The 4306-nt window shown below is 61.1% G+C and carries 4 protein-coding genes; 1 reads left to right on the plus strand and 3 read right to left on the minus strand.

Going from position 1 to position 4306, the window contains the following annotated elements:
* A partial coding sequence (locus ACXRVY_RS18635) for an arylamine N-acetyltransferase family protein (RefSeq protein WP_458237949.1) occupies positions 1-444 on the minus strand: 444 nt, incomplete at its 3' end.
* A gap of 175 nt (positions 445-619) precedes the next feature.
* Here ACXRVY_RS18635 and ACXRVY_RS18640 point away from each other — a divergent pair.
* Positions 620-958: a hypothetical protein gene (locus ACXRVY_RS18640; RefSeq protein WP_223457033.1), complete on the plus strand. Its 339-nt coding sequence runs from the start codon at positions 620-622 to the stop codon at positions 956-958.
* A 35-nt stretch (positions 959-993) separates the two neighbouring features.
* Here the strand turns inward: ACXRVY_RS18640 and ACXRVY_RS18645 are convergent, their stop codons facing one another.
* Both ACXRVY_RS18645 and ACXRVY_RS18650 read right to left on the minus strand, forming a co-directional pair.
* The gene (locus ACXRVY_RS18645) at positions 994-2400 is read right to left on the minus strand and encodes a DUF1254 domain-containing protein (RefSeq protein WP_458237950.1); all 1407 of its coding nucleotides are present in this window, start codon (positions 2398-2400) and stop codon (positions 994-996) included.
* A gap of 112 nt (positions 2401-2512) precedes the next feature.
* Positions 2513-4084, minus strand: coding sequence for a sensor domain-containing diguanylate cyclase (locus ACXRVY_RS18650; RefSeq protein ID WP_458237951.1), 1572 nt, complete (start codon positions 4082-4084; stop codon positions 2513-2515).
* Positions 4085-4306 lie beyond the last annotated feature (222 nt).

Raw genomic sequence — 4306 nt, forward strand, 5'->3', positions numbered from 1 at the left:
GAGTTGTTCGGCGCGGGAATCGAGCAACAGCGGCGCGGTCGGTACCATGCCGCCGAAGCCGACGTCGGTGATGTAGCGCACGTCATCGATGATGACCAGGCTCAAGCGATGGGTCCGGGCAGTCCAGGCGCCCTCCGGCTGGCCCATCACCACCCGGCCGCTGATGGCACGGGCGTCGAAACCCAGCGCTTGAAGCAAGGCCAGAAACAGGTTGTTGAGTTCGTAGCAGTAACCGCCACGACCGTCATGCAAGACCTTCTGCTCGATAGACGGCAAGTCGATCAGCACCGGTTCGCCGGATAATGTGGTGAGGTTTTCAAACGGGAAAACGCCGGTATGGCGCAGTTGCAGTTGGCGCAAGGTTTCCAGGGTCGGTGCCGGAGGTGCATCGAAGCCCAGGCGTTGCAGATACAAAGCACGGTCAGTCAGGCGTGGCTCGCTCATCGTTCAATCCTTTTGCACGCAAGCGGCGGATTGCTCCGCCAGTGGCCGCTATGTATACGGGATCAAGCACTGCCGACGACAATTGATTTAGCCAATCACCGGAAATGAAACATTCAACGGCGCTTGCGCAGCCCCTACACAAGCATCAGGTAACGACTCATCCCTGGAGACGACCATGATGAACATCAGAATGACTTCGCTACTCTTGGCGGGATTGTTGTCGGCAACGCCCCTGGCTACCTTGGCGGCGTCCGGCAATGGCACTGGCACTGGCACTGGCGCGACCGGTACGACTTCGGGCGCCACCCGCAACTCAACCATGCTGCCAGACAACAACAGGCCCGGCGCACCCTCGGGTGACTACAGCCGCAGTCATGGCCCCGGCTCGTCAATCGGCAGCACCGGAGTCAATGGTCCGGGTAGCGGCGCGGGTGGTGGAACCGGCGCCCCCGGAGGTGGAACCGGTGGCGCGGGTGGCGGGACGGGCAGCTGGACAGGCAAAAGCAGCCGATGAGGTACAGTCATTGCCTGCTTTTTGTCACCTGAGGCTTACATCGGCTTGACCGCCGGCGGGTTCCATTTGCCATTCAGCGCCTCGGCTTTCGGGCCGTACAGACGCATGGTCAGGTTGAACGGCCCTTTGGGTGCCGGCAGCCAGTTGGCCTCCAGATCCTTGCCGGGGCTTTCGTTCTGGAAATAGAGGTCCAGCGAGCCATCGGCGTTGGCCTTGAACGGCATCCAGCTACTGACCGCAAAACGATTGAGCGAGTTGCCGACCTGGAAACCTTCCGGGTCATACAGGGTGATCGACCAGAAGGCGCTCACCGGCGGCGTCTCGTCCTTGCTGAAATGCAGCACGTATTTGTTCGCACCATCGAGAGACTTGCCGTTGCTGTCGCCGATGTTCAACGGATAAATCGCATCCTCGGGCAGGTTGGCACCGAGCCCCACTTGCGTAACGATGGCGCGCTTGAGGTAGTAGTTGCCGTAGACGCCCATGGTGTCGGTGTTCATCGACCAGCCATTGACCTCCCGCGCCAGGGTCGGCACCTTCCAGGTCATCAAGGCCTGCGCATCCTGCGGCACCGTTTGCAGCGCGGCCTGGATCTGCGGGTCCAGCGCGTCCATGTCGAACGGCTTGCCGGCTTCGATGCCGATACGCTTGAGCTGCGCCAGCATTGGCTGGTCGGTGCTGTGCGGCGGGTTCACCTTCAGCAGTTCGGCAGCGTAGGTGAAGTAATTGGCAGCCGACATGGAGTCGACCTGAATCTTCGGCGGCGTTTTCATGTCCACCGCCGGGTCGATTTTCACGGTAACGGCTTCAGGCTCCTTGCCCAAGCGGGACAACGGCGTCACCGTGTAGCCGGCCTGGATCTTGTGCACCGCCGCGTAATCCGCCGCACCGTCGGTCTTGGTACGGCCGATGACCCAGACAAAGGGCGTGGGTGCCAGCAGATGACTCATCCCGGCGGGCACCGTGCCGGTCCACCCCGGCGGCGTCACCAAAAATTGCCCGGCCTTGGTGCCCGTGGTGCGCCAGCCCGGCGACGCGAACACGTCAGTCCACATATCGAGCATCGGCAACAGGTAGAAACGCCCGTCGGTATCCGGCGCGGCGATCACCATCGGTTCCTTGGTCAAATCCAGCCAGGCAATCGAATACAAGGTGTCGAAATTAGCGCGCACCACCCCTTTGAACTCGGCAGGCGGGTACTGCGGCACACTCACAAACATGTTCATCGGGCCTTTGCCGAATTCCTTGCCCGGTTCGATGTTGGTGAATTGCTTGCGGGTAATGTCCATGCTCAGCAGCGGGTAAAAATAGATGTAGGCATCCACGCCGATTGCGTGAGCTTCTTCGGCGGTGATTTTCGATTGCGCGTGGCTGGCCAGCGGGAAGATGGCAGCGGCTGCGACGGTCAGAGCAACGRCTGTCAACGCTTGCGGTAGCAACATGTTGGCGATCGTCCGTGCGAGGGGGAGCCTGCCGGATTCGGCAGCGCTAACGGAACTCTAGACGATCAATTCCGCCAGGCCCTAGAGGCGGACCAGCGGCAGGAAAAGCACTTCAACGATCGGAGCGCATCAACGCCTCGACTCCACCGGCCATCGACAACGTTGCCACGCGGTTTCGCCCCGAACGCTTGGCCTGATACAACGCCGCATCCGCCCGTTCGACAAACACGTCCATGCTGTCACGCCCCGACGGCACGAACGAATAGCAACCCAGACTGACCGTAACGTAGCCATTGGGCGAGCCGGTGTGGCTGATGCTCTTGTCAATGACGCTGCGGCGGATCTGCTCGGCAATCGTCATGGCCCCGTGGATGTCGGTGTCGGGCAGCAGCACCGCAAACTCTTCACCGCCGTAACGCACCGCCAGATCGGCCTTGCGGTGGCAGCAACTCTTCAGCGCCCGTGCCACTTCGGCCAGGCAGTGATCCCCCACCACATGGCCGTAGGTATCGTTGTAGCGCTTGAAGTAATCGATATCGAGCATGATCAGGCTCAAGGGGCTGGCCTGCCGGGCGCCGCGCCCGAACTCGATGCCCAGCGCCCGCTCGAACAGTCGGCGGTTGGCCAGCCCGGTCAGGCTGTCGTGAGTGGCGATCAGCTCCAGTGCTTGCTGGGCCCTGCGCAAATCCGCCTCGACCCGCTCTCCAACACGCACCTGATGCAGGAACACCCACCCGAACAATCCTACGCCCAGCAATACCAGGGCTACGATGAGGCTGGAGTGAAACGCCGTGTCGTACCAGTCCGCGAGAATGGATTCCGTGGACGACGCAGCGGCGACCACCAACGGATAGGCCTCCAGCTGTCGGTAACTGTACATGCGTGTCACACCATCGATGATGGAGGTGAACAGCGCATTGCCGGAGGTGGTCAGCGGCAGGAACTTCTGGAAAATCTCGGTCTGGGCCAGCGACACGCCGATCTGCGCCTCTACAAAAGGTCGACGCGCCAACAATGTGCCATCGGTCAAGCCGAGAAACATCGAGCCATTGTCGTCGAGGCTGAAACTTTTGAAGAACTGGTCGAAGTACGACATCTTGATGCCGGCCAGCAGCACGCCCTGGAAATGCCCGTTCCTGTCGTTGACCCGTTTGGAAACCGGAATGATCCACTCGCCGTTTTCCCGACTGCGGATGGCCGGGCCGATATGCGCCACCGACGATACGTTCTGCTGGTGATACTTGAAGTATTCACGGTCCGCGACCCCGGCACCCCGGGGCAGGTTTTCAAACGAGGTCACCACCCACTGGCCCTTTTGGTCGAACAGCAGGATGCCGTGCAACTGATCCAGCGCCTGCACCCGCCGGGCGAACGTCTGCTGCAAGCGTGGTCGCTGGTCCGGGCCGAAACCGTCGACCTGAATCCAGTCCACCAGACTGGTCAGCACCAGGTCGGCCTTCATGAAGGTGTCTTCGGCTTGCYGCGCCATGGCCCGCGTCAGGTTCGAAGACGCCACTTGCGCGTCGCTCAGATCATGTTGACGAGACTGTTCCAGTTGCAGGTAGAGCAAACCGCACAGGCACAGACACACCGTGGCAATGAACAACACCGCGGCCTTGCGCAGCGGTATGCGTTTCAATGCGACGCCAGGGGCGTGGTCCGGATTGTTCAAGCCTGTGGGCAAAAGTTCATCCTGTCGGGGGCAAGGCATGGGCACCGACCCAAAGCCCTCAATCTTTGTGGGCCGTAGTTTACGGGGTTATCCATGACAAATGGCGGCCATTTGCCCAGTGGTACCACACCTGCCCTGTGCCGCAAACATGACCCAAGGCAAGCGCGCCCCCGCATCTACGAGCTACGATTAGTCTGAACTCCACACAGGGAATCGACATGAGCAAGGCAGACG

Source organism: Pseudomonas sp. P5_A2_2, from assembly GCF_054177685.1.